Below are 19,602 nucleotides of genomic sequence, written 5' to 3' on the forward strand. Positions count from 1 at the left end.
CGCCGCCCGCGTCAGAAGTCGACGCGCACGCCCGCCTTGTACCGCGCGCCGGTTTCCACGATTGCGAGGAACTGATTGTCGAAACGGCCATGCCGTTTGGTGGTCGCGTTGGTGATGTTCACGCCCTCGACGAAGATCGCGACGTTTTCGTTGATCGAATAGCGTGCCGACACGTCGAACTGGCCCAGCGGTTCGACGAAGATCGGGTCGCCGCCGGTGCCGTTGGCCAGCGTCTGCAGGAATTCGTTGCGATGATTGTACGCGACGCGCGCCTGGATCGGACCCTTCTCATAGAACAGGACGACGTTCTGGCTGTTCCCCAGCCCTTCAAGCGCAAAGGTCTGGCTGGTGGTCGACGTGTCCACGCCCGCACTGCTCTTCACGAAGGTCGCGTTGGCGGTGACGCCGAGACCGTCGAGCGGCGCAGGCAAATAGTTGAACGTATGCTGGAAGCCGATCTCGACGCCGTACACGTCCGCCGCCTCGAGGTTGCGCGGCCGCCGTACGTTGACCGACGCGATGCCGCCGGGGAAGATATTGTCGGCGTTGGCCAGCGCGAATGGCTCGGGCGCGACCTGGCTGACGATGAAGTTGTTCACGCGTTTATAGAACGCGCCGACCGTGAAATACCCGCCCTTCTGATAGTAATATTCAAACGACCCGTCGAAGTTGGTCGATTTGTACGGTTTCAGTTCGGGATTGCCGCCGCTGGCCTGAAGGTTGCCTGGCCGCAAATTGGTGAAGCTGACGCGCGGGGCGAGCAACGTCACGTCGGGACGCGTGACGGTGCGCGATGCGGCGAGCCGCCCGACGATCTGGTCGGTGAAATCCATCCGAACGTTCGCGCTCGGCAGGAAATCGGTGTAGTTCGTCTTGCGCTGAACCGGCGCGGCGGTCGGCGCGAAGACCGCTGTATAAGCGGTCGGATCATTGGGGATCAGGCGCAGGTCGAGCAGCACCTGCTGCGAGCCGTTCGACGTCACGTCGGTATGGACATAGCGCGCGCCCACGCCGCCCGAAATCGGCAGGCCGCCAAGTTCGCTTTCGAAATCGATCTGCGCATAGCCCGCGACGATGCGCTCGCCGATGCGGAAGCTGTCGGGATAGCGGATCGGCGCGTAGCCATTGTTCGCCGCGAGGAAGGCGGCGAGCGAGCCGACCGGGCGGCCGACCGCGGCGTCCTGCGCATTGGCGGCGGCGGTCGATTCCAGAAAGCTGAAATAGGCTTCGCTATCGAACGTCAGCCACTGCCGCGGCAGGTCCGCCCCCTCACCCTTCAGGAAATTACCGGCGTTGAACGTTTGCAGCAGTCCGTTCGGAACCGGAATCGCGTACCCGCAATAGGCGCAACCGACATTGTTTTCGCTGCGGATCAGCGCGTTTTCCTTGGTCCGGTCGAGGAAATAGCCGCCGACCTTCACGTCCTTCACGAAACCACCATTGGTCTTGAACGTCGCCTCCAGCCGCTGTTCGTACAGCTCCTCCGACGTGTCGATGCCTTCGCGCGTCGCGAAGTGCGCACGGCCGGTCACATTATCGGTGAAACTGGACTGGCCGACCACCGACGGAATGCCGCCGTTGTTCGTAAAGGTCACGCGATTCGGGAATCCGACGACCGCGAACACTTCATTGCCGCCGTTGTTCGACACCGCCTTCGAATAGCTGGAATCGGACACAACCGTGATCAGGTCGGTCGGCTTCCATTCCAGGTTCAGGCCGGCGCCATAGACTTCGGTCGGCCGGTTGAACGTGCGGCTGATGTAGTCGGTCTTGCCGTTGATGCTTTGCGCCATGCTGGTGACGGTGCGGTTGTCGTCGAGCGTCGCCGACGTGATTTCACCGGGCGAGAAGAAATGGCCCAGACTGCTGGCGTTCGATTCGACCGTGAACTTGTTGTAGAGCCCGTCCAGCGACAGCGTCAGCGTATCGGTCGCGCGGAACTGCGCGGTTGCGTTGATGCCGATGCGTTCGCGATCTTGACGGTCGACGATCTGGTCCAGATTCTGCGGGAAATAGACGTTGGTCAGCCCCGCCTGCGGAAGGTTGGTGCGGAAATAACCGTTGGTCGCGACGGTGTTCACCTGCGCCTTGCGCCGCTGATAGGAGCCCGCCAGCAACAGGCCCAGTCGGCCGTCGGCCAGCGTTGTGCTGATCAGGCCGAACCCTTCGCCCGCGAACTTGTCCGCGATATCCTCGTAGCTCGCCTTCGCCGACAGCACGATCTTAGTGCCGGGAATGTCAAACGGCCGCGCGGTCTTGACGTTGATGGTCGAGCCGATCCCGCCGTCTTGCAGGACCGCGTTGCTGCTCTTGTACACGTCGGCGCCCGAGATCAGCTCGGCGGCGAGCAGGTCGAAGCTGAACGCGCGCCCGGCATTTTCGGTCGCGATCGTCCGGCCGTTGACCAGCACGGTGTTGAACGACGGACCGAAGCCGCGGACGGTGACGAACTGTCCTTCGCCGCCCGAACGATCGATCGACACGCCGGTGATGCGCTGGAGCGATTCGGCGACGTTGGAATCGGGGAACTTGCCCAGATCCTCCGACGCGATCGAATCGACGATCACGTCGGCATTTCGCTTCACGTCGATCGCGCGCTGAAGACTGGCGCGGAGGCCGGTGACGACGATGTCGTTCTCACCGCCGGCCAGAGCGGGATCCTGCGCTGGCGATGTTGTCGGGACCGGATCGCTGGGCGCAACCTGCGCCTGCGCGGCCAGCGGCAGTTGTACGATCGCGGCGGCGCCGATGCCGGCCAAAAGATGCATACGCCGATTTCGCGCGACTGCGTTGAACTGTGAAACCATAGCCCCTCTCCCCTTCATGCCGATCATGCCGGCGCGCGGATCCAACCCTTATGGCCCGACTTGATTATGTGAATTATAATACAATTGAAGCACCGTCAATCGGTGGCGTCGCGGCGATCGGCTTGGGATCAGGTTCGCGGGATTTTATCCCGGTGAGATATGCGGGTGGGGTCGCCGGGGGCGTGCTCAATGGCGATTGGAATGTCGGCTTTGCAGACGACGTAAGCCGGGCGTCGCCCTGGCCGTCACGGATACACCGTGAGACGCGCGCGAATCGCATCGATCGCCCGCCGCCGCTCATCTATTCGGCGAGAAAAGCGTCCGCGCGCGGCCTTATCGTTTGGCGGTCGCGGTACCGCTCACCGGCTTGCGGGCGCGTTGCGGATCGATCGGCTGATCGAAGGCGACGCCGATTCGGCCCGCCGTCTGCCAGGCGATGCGGCCGGTGATCCGCCCGATCCCGCGCACGTCGATATCGATCGCACGATCAGTCGGGACGGGATGCGGCAGTTCCGCCATCAGGCCACCGGCGGACAGATTGCGCACCCGCACCGCGATCGGTTCGGCGCGACCCTCCACATGCAATTGCGCAAGCAGGAACAGGCTGTCGCGCTGCCGTCCGCTGTTTCCGGCAGGCGATTCGGCGCTCGCCAATGCGCAGGGATCAGGCTGGTCCATGCGCGAGATCATATCGGCCCAATCATTGACGAATCACCAACCGATGCCCCGGTCATTCCTCGCGCGAAACCTTTTCGTGGCGTTCGTGGCGCTCCTGCGCCTCAACCGTCATCGTCGCGATCGGCCGCGCCTCCAGTCGGGCCAGGCTGATCGGCTCCCCGGTCACTTCGCAATAACCGTATTCGCCATCCTCGATCCGGCGCAGCGCGGCGTCGATCTTGCCGACCAGCTTGCGTTGCCGGTCGCGCGTACGCAGTTCGATCGACCAGTCGGTCTCGCTGGATGCGCGATCGGTCAGGTCCGCCTCGCGCAGCGAATCGACCTGCAGTTGCGATAGCGTGCCCTGCGATTCGCGCAGCAACGCGTCCTTCCACTGATACAGCTTGTCGCGAAAATACGCCTGCTGGCGTGGATTCATGAACGGTTCGTCGGTGTGCGGGCGATAGCCGCCGCCGTCGTTGGCCGCCTCCGGTTCCGAACCTTCATCTCGCACATTGTACGCCGTCGCCATGACCGTCTCCCGCCCGCGCCAGGATGTCGTTCAGCACCCCGTGCGCCCCTGGGCCGCGCCTATAGTCTCAGGTTGCGGTCTCGACAAGCGATGGCGGACGACAACCCCCTGACACGAAACGAATTGCCGGGAGGTGAACGAAATGGCGGTACATCGCGTGGTCCGTCGGCGTCCGCCTCAACCTGAATCCGTACCACGCTGGCACGTTAACCATAATGTTGGCGCAGCACTTGCTCCCCTTCGTGCAAATGAAGGAGCAAAGATGGTTAATATCGTTGCACTTAATCCTTTGTTTCGCACTTTAAAGGATAGCGGTGAGATAGCTGCTGAAGTTCACAAGCGGCGCGTGGAAACCCGTCGATCAAGGGGTGTGACATCATGTCGGTGCGGATGGCGATGGCGAAACTTTGTGCATGCGCCGCGGGTGGTGCGCTGGTCGGCGGTGGCGCTGTGCACGTCGCCGAAACCTCGAAAGCGCGGACCGCCTACAGCAAGAAGCAGGTCGCCACGAAGCGTATCGTGAAGCGCACATATGCCAAGCGCGGCAAGGTGCGGCGCGTGATGCGGACCACGACGACGTGCGCCCCCACGGTCGTGACCGTCGCGTCGCAGGCCGCGCCGATCCCCGTGCCGCTGCCTGAGGCACCGGTCTATGCGGGCGGCGGCGGCGGGTTCGCGCCGGCCATCGGCGGCGGCGGCTTCGGCGGCGGCGGCGGCTTCTTCGCCGGCGGGTTCTTCGGCGGCAGCGGCGGCGGTTCGGGCGGCGGTTCCAGCGGGATCCTGATTTCCTCGACGTCGAGCAGCAGCGGCGGATCGACCTCCACGTCATCGGGCGGTTCGTCCACGTCGACCGGCGGCTCGTCGACTTCCAGTTCGACCGGCGGCGTCAGCAGCACATCGTCGAGCGGGAACGTCAGCAGCACGTCGTCGTCCAGCGGCAACGTGTCGTCCAGCTCCAGCGGCAATGTGTCGTCTTCAACCTCCACCTCGTCCAGTTCGAGCGGCAACGTGTCCTCCTCGACCTCTTCGTCGACCAGCAGTTCGTCCTATGGGTCGAGCTCCAAGGGCTGGGGATCGAGCGGGTGGACGTCGAGCGGGAAACCGCCGTCGAGTTCGGGCAGCAGCAGCGGCAATCCCTCACCTGTGCCCGCCCCGCCGATGCTGATCCTGTTCGGCGCCGCGGCGGCCGGGCTGGTCGCTCGGAAGCGGTTGACGAAGAAAACAGCTATCGCGGCCTGATTTACCCTTTTTTCGGGCAGCGATACGACCCCCGCGCGCGTAACGGCGCGGGGGTCGTTTGCTTTTTGTTTGATCGGATCACGCCGATAAAGCGGTGCCAGCCCGCTCCCCACCCCGCCTCCCAATCAAATATACTGACATGAGAGGCGGGCGGGGGAGCGGGCTGGCACCGCGACAAATCACGCCGCGATCAGCGCCTTTTCGATATCGGCGATCGGGTGGCCGGTCAGATCCTTGTCGATCTCGCCCTTCAGCCGGTCGCTCACCTCTTTGTGATAATGTTTGCGCAGTTCCCCCAGCGTCCGCGGCGGGGCGACGATGATGAGCGATTCGTAATCGTTCGACAGCGCGCGTTTCTTCAGCATCGCCGCGGCCTCGGCGGCGAAGCGATCCTCCTCCAGTTGATGGAAGTCGGTCGGCTCGACTGAGCTTTGCGCGGCCCCCTGCGGCGATGAGGCGCGGCCCGCCGAATCGGTCGCCTGATCGCGCGTTGCTGGATTGTCCTGTTCCCGCGCGTGCTCGACCGTCAAATGCGGGTGCACCGCATCGCCCTCGTTTCGGAGAAACAGCATCTTTCGTCCGTCTGCGACCAGGACGACGGAGTTGTAGGGAAGCTGCATGGGCGTATCTCCTTATGGTTATGCCTGACCCGTCAACGCGCGCACGCACCGCCGGGTTGCCTACCTCCGACGCGCTCGCCATAGCCGCGCGATGCACGACATCCGCCTGATCCGAGAGAATCCGCAAGCTTTCGACGCCGGCATGGCGAAGCGTGGCAATCCTGCCGAGAGCGCGATGATCCTCGAATTGGACAAGCGTCGCCGCGAAGTCGTGACGCAACTCCAGACCGATCAGGCGCGCCGAAACGAAGCGTCGAAAGCGATCGGTGCGGCGAAGGCTGCAAAGGACGAAGCGACCGCGAACGCGCTGATGGCCGAAGTCGCGACCCTGAAGGAGCGGCTGCCCGAACTGACGGCAGAAGATGAACGACTTAGCGCGGAACTCGACGGCCTGCTAGCCTCGCTTCCCAATATACCCCTGCCCGACGTGCCCGATGGCGCGGACGAGGACGACAACGAACTCGTCCACGAACGCGGACAGCGCCCGACGTTCGCGTTCGACGTGAAGGAGCACGACACGATCGGCCCCGCGCTAGGTCTCGATTTCGAGACCGGCGTTGCGATCTCGGGCGCGCGCTTCACGCTCGTACGCGGGCACATGGCGCGCCTCAGCCGCGCGCTCGGGCAATTCGGGCTCGACTTGTTGACGCGCGAATACGGCTACGAGGAAGTCGTCCCGCCGCTGCTGGTGCGCGACGAGGCGATGTTCGGCACCGGACAACTGCCGAAATTCGCCGAGGATCTGTTCCAGACCACCGACGGCCGCTGGCTGATCCCCACCGCCGAGGTCAGCCTGACCAACATCGTGCGCGAAAAGATTCTCGCCGCGTCCGACCTGCCGTTGCGCTTCACCGCGCTGACCGCGTGTTTCCGGTCCGAGGCGGGCGCGGCCGGGCGCGACACACGTGGCTTCATCCGCCAGCATCAGTTCGAAAAGGCGGAGATGGTCTCGATCGTCGAACCCGATCAGTCGGAGGCCGAACACGAACGCATGACCGCGGCGGCGGAGGATGTGCTGACGCGGCTCGGCCTGCCGTTCCGCCGCATGAAGCTGTGCACCGGCGACATGGGCTTCACCGCCGCGCGCACCTACGATCTGGAGGTCTGGCTGCCCGGCCAGGCGCGCTACCGCGAGATTTCGTCCTGTTCCACCTGCACCGATTTCCAGGCGCGCCGCATGAACGCGCGCTATCGGCCGGAGGGTGAAAAAGCGACACGCTTCGTCCATACGCTGAACGGGTCGGGCCTTGTCGTCGGCCGCATGATCGTCGCGATCATCGAGAATTATCAGCAGGAGGACGGATCGGTCGCGGTGCCCGAGGTGCTGCAGCCGTATCTGGGCGGGCTGAACCGGCTGGAGCCGCGGTAACGCTGCGCCGTCCTCGACTTCGACCGCAACCGTTGGCTAAGGTGCGGGAATAATAACCGGGGGTCGGGAATGAGTTTGCGTATCGTGCTGCCCGCGGCGCTGCTGCTCGCGGGGTGCATTCCCTCGGTCGACCGTCCCGCCCCGCCCGCGCCGGTCTATGGACCATCCGACGAACCCGCGGCGGATTACGAACGTCAGCGTGCCGACGACGTGACGCAACTTCCCGCGCCGCGACCGGCGTGGGAGGCGCGGCCGGTTACGCCCGACGCGCGCGATATCGAAGCGCAAACTTATACCGTCGCCCCCGGCGACACCTTGCGCGCCGTGGCGGACCGGACGGGTGCGGGATCGGAGGCGATCGCGCGCGCCAATGCGCTCGAACAGCCGTTCACGATCCGCAGCGGTCAGCGGCTGACGATCCCCGGCGGGCGCTATCACCTTGTCCGGCAGGGTCAAACCGGCATCGCGATCGCGCGTGCCTACGGGGTGGAATGGTCGCGCGTCGTGTCCGCCAATGCGCTGGAGGAACCGTACATCCTGCGCGTCGGGCAGCGCGTGCTGATCCCCGGCGCGGACCGCGTGCGCAGCGCGGCCGAACGCGCCGCGGCCTTCACGCTCGACGTGGACGACATCCTGACCGGGGGCGAACCCGCGCTCGCCGTCAACCAAGCCCCAGCAACGCCCGTCGCGACCCCGCGCCGCGTGCTGCCGACGACCGCGGCGGTGACGCAACCGATCGGACGGCCCGGCCGCTTCCTGTGGCCGGTCGACGGCCAGATCGTGAAGCGCTTCGGTCCCGGCGCGAGCGGGGAGCGCAACGACGGGATCAAGATCGCGGTGCCGATCGACACGCCGATCCGCGCCGTCGCCGACGGCACCGTCGCCTATGTCGGCGACGGCATCGCGGCGCTGGGCGGACTGGTGATCGTCAAGCACGGCGACGGCTGGACCAGCGTGTACGGCCACGCGTCGAAACTGACCGTCCAGCGCGGGCAAGCGGTGAAGAAAGGCCAGACGATCGCGTTGTCGGGCGACACGGGCTTCGCGGACCGGCCCGAGGTGCATTTCGAACTGCGCCGCGGGCGGACGCCGGTCGATCCGGTCGGGCAATTGGGCGCGAAGTAACCTCGACCAACAACTCCACCCCGGCGAAGGCCAGGGCCCAGTTGCAACGAGCCATGTAACTGCGGATGCCGCCAGCCAATTGCCTTCGCCGCAACTGGGCCCCGGCTTTCGCCGGGGTGGTAGAAGGTGGTGGACGGCGCTAATCGCCCCACCATGACTGATTTCGCCTCCGATCTCCTCAACACGCTCTCCTCGCGCGGCTACATCCACCAGACCACCGACGCCGCGGCGCTCGACGCGCTGGCGTCGCGCCAGGTCATCCCCGGTTACATCGGTTTCGATCCCACCGCGCCGTCGCTCCACGTCGGCAGCCTGGTCCAGATCATGCTGCTCCGCCGCCTCCAACGGGCCGGACACAAGCCGATCGTGCTGATGGGCGGCGGGACGGGCAAGATCGGCGACCCCAGCTTCAAGGATGAAGCCCGCAAACTGTCGAGCAACGACACGATCGCGACCAACATCGCCTCGATCAAGCGCATCTTCGAACGCTTCCTGACCTTCGGAGACGGCCCCAGCGATGCGATCATGCTCGACAACGCGCAATGGCTCGATGCGCTTGAGTACATCCCGTTCCTGCGCGAGGTCGGGCAACATTTCTCGGTCAACCGTATGCTCAGCTTCGACAGCGTGAAGCTGCGGCTGGACCGCGAACAATCGCTGTCGTTCCTCGAATTCAACTACATGATCCTGCAGGCCTATGACTTCCGCGAGCTGAACGCGCGTCACGCCTGCCGCCTGCAGATGGGTGGATCGGATCAATGGGGCAATATCGTCAACGGCATCGAACTGACGCGCCGGATGGACGGGGTTGAAGTATTCGGCATCACCACCCCGCTCATCACCACCGCGGACGGCGGCAAGATGGGCAAGACGATGTCGGGCGCGGTGTGGCTGCATGAGGATCAGCTGCCGCATTTCGATTACTGGCAATTCTGGCGCAACACCGACGACCGCGACGTGGGGAAATTCCTGCGCCTGTTCACTGACCTGCCGCTGGCCGAGATCGCCCGTCTGGAGGCGCTGGAAGGCGCGGAGATCAACGCCGCCAAGATCGTGCTGGCGAACGAAGCGACCGCCATGTGTCGCGGACGCGACGCGGCGCAGCAGGCGGCGGAGACCGCGCGGCGCACGTTCGAGGAGGGATCGGCGGGCGATTCGCTCCCCAGCCTGACCGTGCAGGGCGGACAGATTCCGATCGTCGTCGCGCTGACCGCGTTGGGATTCGCTGCGTCCAATGGCGAGGCGCGCCGAAAAATCGCAGAGGGCGCGGTGCGGCTGAACGACATCGCGATCCGTGACGCGGCGTATGAGGTCGTGCTCGACGGCGACGGTCCGGTGAAGATCAGCCTGGGCAAGAAGCGCCACGGCCTGCTTGTCGCGGGATAGCTAGCGCGCGATTCACCCTTTCCGTTGCGTCATGCTTCACGGCCGCAGCGCTAACCCGAAGGTCGGGATTACGGGGGTATTTTGATGGCGACAGCGGCGGCGACTATCTGGCACGACCGCAGCGAACCGCGCGATGAGGTGATGCACCGTGCCCGTGCGGTCGGTCCAGACGGGCGGCACTTGTCGGTGACCGTGGTGAACGTATCGCCGCACGGAATGATGCTGCGCTGCGATCAGGATTATCCCGAAGGCGAGCGGCTGAGTGTCGCGCTTCCCGCGATCGGGATCGTCACTGCAGTGGTCCGCTGGTCGCTGGGTGGCCGGATCGGGTGCCAGCTGGAGCGAGCGATCCCGGCGAACCGTTATCATCAGGTGCTGGGTGCGATGGCATAGCCACTCTCATTCCTCCCCGGCACGGGGAGGAATTTTGGTCACCCCGATCGCAACAACGCTACCCCCGCGTCGCGATCGAACAGATACAGCGCCACCCGCGCCGCCTCCCCGCGCGGCCCCTCAAGCCCGCCGTCGCGGTCGATCAGCAGCCGCGCATCGTCGGTCGCAGGAGGCAGCAGATCGCCCAACATCTCGGGCGTGGCGAGCCGGAACAGCGCCTCCCCCGATTGCCGTGTTCCCAGCAATTCACCCCCACCGCGCAGCCGCAAATCCTCCTCGGCAATGTGAAAACCGTCGTTGCTTTCGCGCATCAGCGCCAACCGCGCGCGCGACGTTTCGCTGAGCGCATTGCCGCGCAGCAACAGGCATACCGACTTGCCGCCACCCCGCCCGACGCGACCGCGCAACTGGTGCAATTGCGCAAGGCCAAACCGATCCGCCGCCTCGATCACGATCAAGGTCGCATTGGGCACGTCGACGCCCACCTCGATCACCGTCGTTGCGACCAGCACGCCGGTGCGCGCGGCAGAGAAATCCGCCATCACCGCATCCTTCTCCGGCCCGCGCATCCGCCCGTGGACCAGCCCGACGCGATCCCCGAACCGCTGCGTCAGCGCCTCGGCGCGCGCCTCCGCCGCGGCGAGATCGGACTTCTCGCTCTCCTCGACCAGCGGACATACCCAATAGGCCTGTTTACCCTCCGCAAGATGGCGGCCGAGCGCGTTGACGACCTCGTCGACTCGCTCCTCGCTGATGACGCGGGTTTCGATCGGCTCGCGCCCCGGCGGCATTTCGTCGAGGCGGCTCTGGTCCATCTCGCCGTGGTGCGCGAGCGTCAGCGTGCGCGGGATCGGCGTCGCGGTCATCGCCAGCAGGTGCGGCGGGCGCGCGCCCTTCGCCTGCAGCATCATCCGCTCGGCCACCCCGAAGCGATGCTGTTCGTCGACCACCACCAGCGCGAGATCGCGGTAGCCGACCGCCTCCTGAAAGATCGCGTGCGTGCCGATCAAGATGTCGATCGCGCCCGACGCCAGCCCCATCAACGTCGCCTCGCGCGCGCGTCCCTTGTCGCGTCCGGTCAGCACCGCGATGTTCACGCCCACGCCCGCCATCAGCCGCTGGAGCGAATCGAAATGCTGCCGCGCGAGGATTTCGGTCGGCGCGAGCAGTGCGCCCTGCGCGCCCGCCTCCACCGCGATCAGCAGCGCCATCGCCGCGACCAGTGTCTTTCCCGACCCGACATCGCCCTGCAGCAGCCGCAGCATCGGCGATTCCTGCGCCAGATCGCCCTCGATCTCACGCACCGTCCGCGCCTGTGCCCCGGTCAGCGCATAGGGCAATCGCAACGCATCGCGCAGCCGCCCGTCCCCGGCGAGCGCCCTGCCCCGCCGCCGTCGCGTGTCCTGCCGCACCAGCGCGAGCGCGAGTTGGTTCGCGAACACCTCGTCATAGGCCAGCCGCTCGCGCGCCTTCGCATCCGCTGGATCGGCGTGGATACGCGTCAGCGCCTCGCGCCACGCGGGCCAGCCGCGCTGCGCCTTCAGGCTCGGCTCGATCCATTCGGGCAGGTCGGGCGCCCGCTCCAGCGCCTGATCGACCAGCGCGCCGATCCGCCGCGACGTGACCCCTTCCGACAATGGATAGATCGCCTCGCGCTCGCGAAACTCCTCGCCCGGTTCGCCCAGGTCGGGGTGGATGATCTGCAATTCCTGCCCATATTGCTCCAGCTTGCCCGAAACGCGTTTCGGTTCGCCCAGCGGCAGCAGTTTCTTCACCCAGCCCGACGATCCGCCGAAATAGACCAGGCTGACGTAATTCCCCAGCGCGTCCACCGCATGAACCCGCGTCGGCCCGCGCCCGCTCGACACGCGGTAATCGCGCGGCGTCAGCGTGATCGCGATCGTCCGCCCCGCGTCCGCCATATCGAGTTCGTCGCGCGGCAGCCGGTCGACCCAGCCGGTCGGCAGGTGAAACGCCACGTCGACGACGCGCGCCAGCCCGAGCCGGTCGAGCGGCTTGGCCAGCGCCGGTCCCACGCCCTTCAACGCGGTGACTTCGGCGAACAGTGGATTGAGGATGTCAGGTCGCATGACTATCTGTCATGCGATACCCGCCCCCGACGTGCGCCGCCAGCGCCCGCCGGGTATTTTGCATTTGCCAAAGCCCGCGAGGGCGTCTGCTCAAGGAGCCGCATGGACCACGAGACCCGCCTGAAACGCCTGCGCTTCCGTAGCTGGCACCGTGGCACGCGCGAGGCGGACCTGATGATCGGGGGCTTCTTCGACGCGCATCATGCAGACCTGACGACCGAGCAGCTCGACTGGTTCGAGGCTTTGCTGGAAGAGCAGGACGTCGACATCATGGGCTGGGCCATCGGATCGATCGCCTGCCCGCCCGAGTGGGACGGCGCGATGATGCAGCGGATGCGGACGCTGAAATTCGTGCCCGTCAGCCGCTGACCATTCCTCCCGTTCGGATTTCGATTTGCCCGACCTGAAGACGATCCTGACCGCCCGCGCGCCGCTGACCCTGTCGGGCGTGCCGGGTGGATTCCTGCCGTCGCTGCTCGCCGACCTCGCGCGCGCGGCGAAGACGCGCGCGGTGTTTATCGCGCCGGACGAAAATGCGATGCGCGCGATTGCCGCCACCGCGCCGTTCTTCGCGCCCGAGCTTGAGGTGGTGCAGATACCGGCGTGGGATTGCCTGCCCTACGATCGCGCCTCCCCCACGTTGCGGGTGATGGCCGAACGGATCGGCGCGCTGCACCGGCTTCAGGCGACGCCCAAGGCGCCGCAACTCGTCCTGACCACCGCCAACGCCGCGACACAGCGCACGCTGACGCCGTTCCGCATCCGCCAGCTTGTCGCGACGCTGAAGCCCGGCGCGCGGATCGATCGCGATAAACTGGCCGCGTTGCTGCAAGCGAACGGCTACGTTCGCACCGACACCGTCCACGACCAGGGCGAATATGCCGTCCGCGGCGGCATCGTCGATCTGTTCCCCAGCGGCGAGGACCACGCGCTACGGCTCGATTTCTTCGGCGATGAGATCGAAAGCGTCCGCACCTTCGACCCTGCCGATCAGCGCACCACAGGGCGTATCGACGGTTTCACCCTGCTGCCAGCGTCCGAAGCCCTGCTCGACGACGAATCGGTCAAACTGTTCCGCAGCCGGTATCGCGAGAAATTCGGCGCCACCGCGACCGGCGACCCGCTGTATCAGGCGGTAAGCGAAGGCCGTCGCCTCGCGGGGATGGAACACTGGCTGCCGCTGTTCGAGGACAAACTGGCGACGCTGTTCGAGCACCTCGGCGACGATGCGATGATCGTGCGCGATCACGGCGTTGCGGCGGCGGCGGAAAGTCGACTCGAATCGATCGCGGACTATTACGAGAACCGCAAGCGCGCCGAGGCCGCGCAGCCCGGCAGCTATCGCGCGCTGCCCGCGAAGACGCTCTACCTCGACGATGCCGAGTGGCAGGCCGCGCTGATCACAACCACCGCGCATCTGGTGACGCCGTTCCACGAACCCGAATCGGCGAAGGTGCTCGACTTCCAGGTCGACGGCCCGCGCGATTTCGCACCCGAGCGCGCGGCGCATGAAAACGTTTATGAGGCAGTCGTCGCACACATCGCGAAGCTGCGCAGGGACGGGGTGAAGCCCGTTCTCGCCAGTTATTCGATCGGCGCGCGCGACCGGTTGAGCGCATTGCTCACCGACCACGGGCTGACTGGCGCGAAGCCGGTCGAGACGTGGCAGCAGGCGCTGGGCGTCGGCGAAACACAGGTTGCGCTGATCGTCCTGCCGCTCGATCACGGCTTCGCCGCGCCCGGCGTCTCGGTGCTGACCGAACAGGATATGCTGGGCGACCGGCTCGTCCGGCGCGCGAAACGGCGGAAATCGGCCGACGCGTTTCTCGCCGAACTCGCCACGCTGTCGCCCGGCGATCTCGTCGTCCACGTCGATCACGGTATCGGCCGCTATATCGGGCTGACGCAGATCCCGGTCGCGCGTGCGCCGCACGATTGCGTCGCGCTGGAATATGCCGGCGGCGACAAATTGTACGTGCCGGTCGAAAATCTCGAAGTCCTCTCGCGCTATGGATCGGGCGAGGACGGCGCGGCGCTCGATCGCCTCGGCGGCGAGGCATGGCAACGCCGCAAGTCGAAGATGAAGGAGCGCATCCGCGAGATCGCAGGCGCGCTGATCGCCACCGCCGCCGAACGCGCGCTGCGACCGGGCGAGGTCGCCGAACCAGATTCGAGCGGCTACCCCAGCTTCGTCGATCGCTTTCCCTATGAGGAAACCGACGATCAGGACCGCGCGATCGACGACGTGCTCGGCGATCTCGGCGCGGGCCGCCCGATGGACCGGCTGATCGTCGGCGACGTCGGCTTCGGCAAGACCGAGGTCGCGTTGCGCGCTGCGTTCGTCGCCGCGATGGCGGGAATGCAGGTCGCGGTCGTGTGCCCGACGACGTTGCTCGCGCGGCAACACTATATGAACTTCACGACGCGTTTCGACGGATTCCCGATCGAGATCGGCCGTCTGTCGCGGCTCGTTCCCGCGGCGGAGGCGAAGACGGTCAAGGACGGTCTCACCGACGGCAAGATCGATATCGTCATCGGCACGCACGCATTGCTGGCGAAGAACGTCGACTTCAAGCGCCTCGGCCTCGTGATCGTCGATGAGGAACAGCGGTTCGGGGTCACGCATAAGGAACGGCTGAAGGCGCTGAAGGCCGAGGTCCACCTGCTGACCCTCACCGCCACCCCGATCCCGCGCACGCTGCAGATGGCGATGTCGGGTCTGCGCGAACTGAGCGTCATCCAGACCCCGCCGGTCGATCGTCTCGCGGTGCGCACCTATGTCATGCCGTGGGATCCGGTCGTGCTGCGCGAAGCGTTGCTGCGCGAACATTATCGCGGCGGGCAAAGCTTCTTCGTCACCCCGCGCATCGCCGACCTGCCCGATATCGAGGAGTTCCTGCGCAAGGAAGTGCCCGAAATCCGCTACGTCATCGCGCACGGTCAGATGGCGCCGACCGCGGTCGAGGAACGGATGAGCGCCTTCGTCGAAAAGCAGTTCGAGGTGCTGATCTCGACCTCGATCATCGAAAGCGGGATCGACATTCCGTCCGCCAACACGCTGATCGTCAACCGCGCCGACCGCTTCGGCCTCGCACAGCTCTACCAGCTCCGCGGCCGCGTCGGGCGCTCGAAGACGCGCGCCTATGCCTATATGGTCGCGCCGCCCGAACGGCAGATGACCGATGCTGCGGAAAAGCGGCTGAAGGTGCTGTCCGATCTCGATTCGCTGGGGGCGGGGTTCCAGCTCGCCAGCCACGATCTGGATATCCGCGGTGCGGGCAATTTGCTGGGCGATGAACAGTCCGGGCACATCCGCGAGGTCGGCTACGAACTGTATCAGGCGATGCTGGAGGAGGCGATCATGGACGCCAAGGCCGGCGGCATGGCGCAACGCCCGCGCGATTTCAGCCCCCAGATCAGCGTCGACGCGCCGATCCTGATCCCCGACGATTACGTCCCCGATCTCGACCTGCGCATGGGCCTCTACCGCCGCCTGAACGACCTCGACGCGGTGCGCGAGATCGAGGCCTTCGCGGCGGAAATGATCGACCGCTTCGGCCCGCTGCCGGAGGCGACCGACAATCTCATCAAGGTCATCGAGATCAAGCTGAACGCGAAGAAGGCCCGCGTGTCGAAGATCGACGTCGGGCCGAAAGGCGCCTTGGTGTCGTTCCACGACGACAAGCCGCCGAATGTTCCGGGGCTGCTGGCCTATGTCGAACGGCTGGGCGGGATCGCGAAGCTGCGTCCGGATTCCAAACTGGTCCTAAACCGCGTGTGGCCAGACCCCGCAGCGCGGCTGCACGGCGCACTGCAATTGTCGAAGGGCTTGGCGAAGGCAGCGGGGTAGCGCACTCCGCGGGAGCGACACCCCCTCCGTTCGTGCTGAGCGAAGTCGAAGCACATGGGCTTGTACTTCGACTTCGCTCAGCACGAACGGGCTTTAGGATCCGCCCATCAACCCCGCCAACGCCGCGCTATCCACCGGCCCGGCAAACAGAAACCCCTGGAAATACGTGCAACTCTCCGCCGCCAGCAAATCGCGTTGCTCCGCGGTTTCGACCCCTTCCGCGATAGTTTCCAGCCCCAGCGACCACGCCATCGTCAGCACCGCGCGCACCACGATCCGGTCGCGTTCCGACCCCGCGATATCTTGCGCCAGCGACCGGTCGATCTTCAAATAGTCCAACGGCAACGCCTTCAGATACGCCAGGCTGGAATAGCCTGTTCCGAAATCGTCGATCGCGATTCGACACCCGGCGGTACGCAACTTCACCAGATGCGCCGCCGCCGCCTCCAGCTCCCCGATCAGCCCGGTTTCGGTGATCTCCACCGTCACCCGGTTCCGCGCCACCCCCGACGCATCGAGCCGCGCCAGGAAGCGCCTTGCGAATTCGGGCCGCGCGATGTCGGCTGCGGTCACGTTGATCGCGACCCGCAGATGCGCCAGCGTGTCCGGCCACGCCGCGACGCGCGTGAGCGCCAGTGCCTGGATATGCTCCGACAGCGCGATGCCCAGATCGGCGCGTTCGGCCGCGGCGAACAAAGTGTCCGCACCGAGCGGCCCCAACTCGGGATGCTCCCACCGCGCCAGCGCCTCCACCCCGACGATTTCGCCGGTCGCAGCCCTTACCTGCGGCTGGAACAGCACCCCGATCTCGCCGCCATCGATCGCGCGGTGCAGGTCGGCGGCCAGCCGCAGCATGGGCGCCTCGCGCGGCTCGTCCGCCGCCAAGGTCGTCGCGCCATCGCTCATCAGCGCATCGCTCAGCGCATCCAGCGCGCGTTGGGTCAAATGCGCCAGATCCTCCCCGGCCACCCGCCGCGCCACGCCGATCCGCGCGCCCAGGTTCACCGCCTGCCCGTCTGCCTCGAACGCGCGGGTCAGCGCATTCTCGATTTCCCCGATGACACGCTGCGTTCCCGCCTCGTCCCCGGCGAAGGCGATCACGAATGTCGCGCCATCGCCCCGCTCAATTACCGCATCGTCGGGCAGCACATCCCCGATCCGCGCCGCCGCCGCCATCATCAGGGCGTCGCCCGCTGCGCGACCGAACGCTTCGTTGACCACATCGAACCGCGTCAGTGCGACCCGCGCCATCGTCGATGGCGATTCGCCGTGATGCGCGAAAAACTGGTCAATCGCCGACACGCCCCCGTCGCCGGCCCTACGATCGCGCCCGAACCCGCGCAGCCGCCGCGCGTATCTCCCGGCAAAGCGCAGCGACTGCAGCAACGCCGCACCGGCCGGCTCGCCAATCATCACATGGGTCGCGCCATCGTCATAAGCGCGATCGGCCGCAGCAGCATCCGGCACGACCGCCAGCAAAGCGGCGCGCGCCGCCGATGCCACGCCGTCGACTTCAGCTACCGCATTCGCATCGGCCAGCCAGACGAGCGGATCGCGATCGACCACGCTCCAACCTGTTCCCAGGACCGCGGCCAGCATTTCTCCACCGGATGACGGCGCGACCGCCACCGTCCCACGCCCTTGTTCTTTCCCCGCCATCCCGGGACCGTAGCGGGCCGCCGCGCCGCCGCCAATCGGGCTTGCAGGCTTGCCGCTCTCTGCGCGAACCCCTAACTCCGTATGATGGCACCCCTGTCCCCTTCCGTTGCCGCGCCGCTGGTCGACGGGTTCGGCCGCGCCATTCGGTATCTGAGGATATCCGTGACAGATCGCTGCGACCTGCGCTGCCGTTACTGCATGGCGGAGGAAATGACCTTCCTGCCGCGCGAAAAGCTGCTCGCGCTGGAGGAAATCGCGATCATCGCCGAACGCTTCATGGCGATGGGCGTGCGGAAAATCCGGCTGTCGGGCGGGGAACCGCTGGTGCGGCGCGATGTGATCGATCTCGTGCGGCGGCTCGGGCGGCACGTCGGGGGCGATCTCGACGAACTGACGATGACGACCAACGGGATGCGGCTCGCGCAGCACGCGGAGGCATTGTTCGATGCAGGCGTACGCCGCGTGAACGTCAGCCTCGACAGCCGCGATCCCGACACCTTCCGCCACATCACCCGCCACGGCGACGTGACGCAGGTGCTAAGCGGAATAGCCGCCGCGCAAGCCGTGGGACTGACGGTGAAGGTCAACATGGTCGCGCTGAACGGCCTGAACGACCACGAAATCGCGCCGATGCTGGCATGGTGCGTCGATCAGGGACTGGATTTGACGCTGATCGAGACGATGCCGATGGGCGCGATCGACGAGGACCGCGCCGACCGGTTCCTGCCGCTGACCGCGGTGTTCGACGAATTGTCCGCCGCCTTCGCGCTGGAGCGCGAAACGACCGGCACCGGCGGCCCGGCGCGCTACTGGCGCGTCGCTGGCACCGGGACGAAGCTCGGCCTGATTTCCCCTCTAACCGCCAACTTCTGCGATGGCTGCAATCGCGTCCGGCTCACGACCGAGGGCAAGCTGTACGGCTGTCTGGGCCACGACGATCAGGTCGATCTGAAGGCGGCGCTGCGCGACGGCGGCCTGCCCGCGCTCGACGAGACGATCCTGGCTGGTATCGCCTCCAAGCCGCGCCGTCACGATTTCAGCGTCGAGCGTGGGGCGGCCCCGGCAGTAGCGCGGCATATGAGCGTGACCGGCGGATGACCGATTACCCGCGGCGCGCGCTGGTCGCGTCGCCCACTCCACCGGCCCAGATCGCGCGCGCCGAACTTGCCGACGCGTGGGACTGGTGCAATCTCGACGAGGCCGACGTAGTCATCGCGCTCGGCGGCGACGGTTTCCTGCTGCAGACGCTGCACACGATGCTTGAACAGCGCCGCCCGCCGATCCCGGTGTTCGGCATGAACCTCGGCACCGTCGGCTTCCTGATGAACGAATGGCGGCTGCACGACCTGGACCAGCGACTGTCGCTCGCCAAGGCGTTCAAGGTCATTCCGTTGATGATGACCGCGCGTGGCGTCGACGGACGCATTCACACCTTGCCCGCGATCAACGAAGTGTCGTTGCTGCGTGAAACGCGACAGACCGCGAAGCTGCGCGTGACGGTCAACGACCGCGTCGTGCTGGACGAACTCGCGTGCGACGGCATCTTGGCGGCGACGCCTGCGGGCTCGACCGCGTACAATCTGTCGGCGCACGGCCCGATCCTGCCGCTGGGATCGGCCTTGATCGCACTGACCCCGATCAGCGCGTTCCGCCCGCGGCGCTGGCGCGGCGCGATCCTGCCCGACAAGGCGCGGATCGGGCTGACCATTCTAGACGCGGACAAGCGCCCCGTTTCCGCGGTCGCCGACCAGCACGAAATCCGCGATGTGGCGCAAGTCGACATCGCGCTGGACCGTTCACGCGAACTGACGTTGCTGTTCGATCCCGAACACGCGCTCGACGACCGCATAACGATGGAGCAATTCATCGCCTGAG

At 66.1% G+C, this 19,602-nt stretch carries 16 protein-coding genes; 8 read left to right on the forward strand and 8 right to left on the reverse strand.

Features of this window, described 5'->3' with window-relative positions; translation table 11 throughout:
- Nucleotides 1-11 precede the first annotated feature (11 nt).
- From M0208_RS03055 to M0208_RS03080, 6 genes are all read right to left on the reverse strand, one after another.
- On the reverse strand, nucleotides 12-2,768 hold the full coding sequence (locus M0208_RS03055; protein WP_258890262.1) for a TonB-dependent receptor: 2,757 nt from the start codon (nucleotides 2,766-2,768) through the stop codon (nucleotides 12-14).
- Nucleotides 2,769-3,140: 372 nt separating this feature from the next.
- Nucleotides 3,141-3,485, reverse strand: a complete 345-nt coding sequence (locus M0208_RS03060) for a PilZ domain-containing protein (protein WP_258890263.1) — start codon at nucleotides 3,483-3,485, stop codon at nucleotides 3,141-3,143.
- A gap of 52 nt (nucleotides 3,486-3,537) precedes the next feature.
- Nucleotides 3,538-3,996 (reverse strand): RNA polymerase-binding protein DksA, encoded by a 459-nt coding sequence (gene dksA, locus M0208_RS03065; protein WP_258890264.1) that lies wholly within the window; start codon nucleotides 3,994-3,996, stop codon nucleotides 3,538-3,540.
- Between the two features lie 650 nt (nucleotides 3,997-4,646).
- Entirely contained in the window at nucleotides 4,647-5,003 is a 357-nt protein-coding gene (locus tag M0208_RS03070; RefSeq protein WP_258890265.1) for a hypothetical protein, read from the reverse strand.
- A gap of 39 nt (nucleotides 5,004-5,042) precedes the next feature.
- The gene (locus tag M0208_RS03075) at nucleotides 5,043-5,348 is read right to left on the reverse strand and encodes a hypothetical protein (protein WP_258890266.1); all 306 of its coding nucleotides are present in this window, start codon (nucleotides 5,346-5,348) and stop codon (nucleotides 5,043-5,045) included.
- 66 nt (nucleotides 5,349-5,414) lie between these two features.
- Nucleotides 5,415-5,855: a host attachment family protein gene (locus M0208_RS03080; protein ID WP_258890267.1), complete on the reverse strand. Its 441-nt coding sequence runs from the start codon at nucleotides 5,853-5,855 to the stop codon at nucleotides 5,415-5,417.
- Nucleotides 5,856-5,946: 91 nt separating this feature from the next.
- Between M0208_RS03080 and serS the strand changes: the two genes are divergently transcribed.
- From serS to M0208_RS03100, 4 genes are all read left to right on the forward strand, one after another.
- Nucleotides 5,947-7,224 carry a serine--tRNA ligase gene (gene serS / locus M0208_RS03085; RefSeq protein WP_258890268.1) on the forward strand — a complete coding sequence of 426 codons (1,278 nt, stop codon included), beginning with the start codon at nucleotides 5,947-5,949 and terminating at the stop codon, nucleotides 7,222-7,224.
- A gap of 69 nt (nucleotides 7,225-7,293) precedes the next feature.
- Nucleotides 7,294-8,349 carry a M23 family metallopeptidase gene (locus tag M0208_RS03090; RefSeq protein WP_258890269.1) on the forward strand — a complete coding sequence of 352 codons (1,056 nt, stop codon included), beginning with the start codon at nucleotides 7,294-7,296 and terminating at the stop codon, nucleotides 8,347-8,349.
- Between the two features lie 153 nt (nucleotides 8,350-8,502).
- Nucleotides 8,503-9,735, forward strand: coding sequence for a tyrosine--tRNA ligase (tyrS, locus tag M0208_RS03095; RefSeq protein ID WP_258890270.1), 1,233 nt, complete (start codon nucleotides 8,503-8,505; stop codon nucleotides 9,733-9,735).
- 84 nt (nucleotides 9,736-9,819) lie between these two features.
- Complete coding sequence (locus M0208_RS03100) at nucleotides 9,820-10,128, forward strand: PilZ domain-containing protein (protein ID WP_258890271.1); 309 nt, start codon at nucleotides 9,820-9,822, stop codon at nucleotides 10,126-10,128.
- A 38-nt stretch (nucleotides 10,129-10,166) separates the two neighbouring features.
- Here M0208_RS03100 and recG read toward each other — a convergent pair whose 3' ends face one another.
- The gene (gene recG, locus M0208_RS03105; protein WP_258890272.1) at nucleotides 10,167-12,218 is read right to left on the reverse strand and encodes an ATP-dependent DNA helicase RecG; all 2,052 of its coding nucleotides are present in this window, start codon (nucleotides 12,216-12,218) and stop codon (nucleotides 10,167-10,169) included.
- 102 nt (nucleotides 12,219-12,320) lie between these two features.
- Here recG and M0208_RS03110 point away from each other — a divergent pair, with 102 nt between their 5' ends.
- A complete protein-coding gene (locus M0208_RS03110; protein WP_258890273.1) occupies nucleotides 12,321-12,587 on the forward strand; it encodes a succinate dehydrogenase assembly factor 2 in 267 nt (88 codons plus the stop codon).
- Between the two features lie 25 nt (nucleotides 12,588-12,612).
- Nucleotides 12,613-16,068: a transcription-repair coupling factor gene (gene mfd, locus M0208_RS03115; protein ID WP_258890274.1), complete on the forward strand. Its 3,456-nt coding sequence runs from the start codon at nucleotides 12,613-12,615 to the stop codon at nucleotides 16,066-16,068.
- Between the two features lie 93 nt (nucleotides 16,069-16,161).
- Here the strand turns inward: mfd and M0208_RS03120 are convergent, their stop codons facing one another.
- A complete protein-coding gene (locus tag M0208_RS03120; RefSeq protein WP_258890275.1) occupies nucleotides 16,162-17,667 on the reverse strand; it encodes a bifunctional diguanylate cyclase/phosphodiesterase in 1,506 nt (501 codons plus the stop codon).
- Nucleotides 17,668-17,808: 141 nt separating this feature from the next.
- Here M0208_RS03120 and moaA point away from each other — a divergent pair, with 141 nt between their 5' ends.
- Complete coding sequence (moaA, locus tag M0208_RS03125; RefSeq protein ID WP_258890276.1) at nucleotides 17,809-18,825, forward strand: GTP 3',8-cyclase MoaA; 1,017 nt, start codon at nucleotides 17,809-17,811, stop codon at nucleotides 18,823-18,825.
- The gene (locus M0208_RS03130; protein WP_258890277.1) at nucleotides 18,822-19,601 is read left to right on the forward strand and encodes an NAD kinase; all 780 of its coding nucleotides are present in this window, start codon (nucleotides 18,822-18,824) and stop codon (nucleotides 19,599-19,601) included. The genes moaA and M0208_RS03130 overlap by 4 nt, the downstream gene beginning before the upstream one ends.
- The last annotated feature ends 1 nt before the right edge of the window (nucleotide 19,602 follow it).

It is taken from the genome of Sphingomonas sp. SUN019, from assembly GCF_024758705.1.
In the GTDB taxonomy this organism is placed as follows: Bacteria; Pseudomonadota; Alphaproteobacteria; order Sphingomonadales; family Sphingomonadaceae; genus Sphingomonas.

Excerpts from the sequence above, each read along its gene's own strand:
- dksA (WP_258890264.1), bottom strand. The coding sequence starts at position 3,996 with ATGGCGACGGCGTACAATGTGCGAGATGAAGGTTCGGAACCGGAGGCG.
- M0208_RS03100 (WP_258890271.1), top strand. The coding sequence starts at position 9,820 with ATGGCGACAGCGGCGGCGACTATCTGGCACGACCGCAGCGAACCGCGC.
- M0208_RS03060 (WP_258890263.1), bottom strand. The coding sequence starts at position 3,485 with ATGGACCAGCCTGATCCCTGCGCATTGGCGAGCGCCGAATCGCCTGCC.
- M0208_RS03080 (WP_258890267.1), bottom strand. The coding sequence starts at position 5,855 with ATGCAGCTTCCCTACAACTCCGTCGTCCTGGTCGCAGACGGACGAAAG.
- M0208_RS03055 (WP_258890262.1), bottom strand. The coding sequence starts at position 2,768 with ATGCATCTTTTGGCCGGCATCGGCGCCGCCGCGATCGTACAACTGCCG.
- M0208_RS03110 (WP_258890273.1), top strand. The coding sequence starts at position 12,321 with ATGGACCACGAGACCCGCCTGAAACGCCTGCGCTTCCGTAGCTGGCAC.
- M0208_RS03120 (WP_258890275.1), bottom strand. The coding sequence starts at position 17,667 with ATGCTGGCCGCGGTCCTGGGAACAGGTTGGAGCGTGGTCGATCGCGAT.
- recG (WP_258890272.1), bottom strand. The coding sequence starts at position 12,218 with ATGCGACCTGACATCCTCAATCCACTGTTCGCCGAAGTCACCGCGTTG.
- serS (WP_258890268.1), top strand. The coding sequence starts at position 5,947 with ATGCACGACATCCGCCTGATCCGAGAGAATCCGCAAGCTTTCGACGCC.
- M0208_RS03090 (WP_258890269.1), top strand. The coding sequence starts at position 7,294 with ATGAGTTTGCGTATCGTGCTGCCCGCGGCGCTGCTGCTCGCGGGGTGC.
- moaA (WP_258890276.1), top strand. The coding sequence starts at position 17,809 with ATGATGGCACCCCTGTCCCCTTCCGTTGCCGCGCCGCTGGTCGACGGG.
- tyrS (WP_258890270.1), top strand. The coding sequence starts at position 8,503 with ATGACTGATTTCGCCTCCGATCTCCTCAACACGCTCTCCTCGCGCGGC.
- M0208_RS03130 (WP_258890277.1), top strand. The coding sequence starts at position 18,822 with ATGACCGATTACCCGCGGCGCGCGCTGGTCGCGTCGCCCACTCCACCG.